At 67.7% G+C, this 555-nt stretch carries 1 protein-coding gene; it reads left to right on the forward strand.

What is annotated here, in order from left to right; all coding sequences use genetic code 11:
* Window positions 1-552 (forward strand): hydroxypyruvate isomerase family protein (locus RM590_RS35470; protein ID WP_311708936.1); only part of this gene is annotated, 552 nt, incomplete at its 5' end.
* Window positions 553-555 lie beyond the last annotated feature (3 nt).

Here is a 555-nt window from a genome sequence, read left to right on the forward strand (position 1 = left end):
GGCCGGGAGCCCGAGTTCCGGGCTGGCTTCGAGCGCGCACTGGAGTACGCCTCGGCGCTGAACTGCCCACGGATCCACGTGATGGCGGGGGTGCTCCCGGCCGATGCCGACCGAGAGGAACGGCTGGCGGTCTACCGCGGCAACCTCGCTTGGGCTGCCGCGCAGGCCGCCGGTCACGTCGACGTGCTGATCGAACCCATCAACCAACGTGACATGCCGGGCTACCTGCTGAGCCTGCAGGGCGAGGCGCATCAGATCGTGGATGAGATCGGGGCACCGAACCTCAAGGTGCAACTCGATCTCTACCACTGTCAGATCACCGAGGGCGATGTGACCGTCCGGCTGCGATCGGACATCCCGACCGGTCGGGTCGGGCACCTGCAGATCGCCGGAGTCCCCGACCGGCACGAACCGGACAGCGGTGAGCTGGCGATCGACCACCTGTTCGCCGTGATCGATGAAAGCGGTTACGACGGCTGGGTGGGTTGTGAGTACCGTCCGGCCGCCGGCACCAGTGCGGGATTGGGATGGATGCGACGAGCCCGGGGGTGAGGC

Origin of the sequence: Streptomyces litchfieldiae (assembly GCF_031845365.1) — a bacterium.
Taxonomy (GTDB): domain Bacteria; phylum Actinomycetota; class Actinomycetes; order Streptomycetales; family Streptomycetaceae; genus Streptomyces; species Streptomyces litchfieldiae.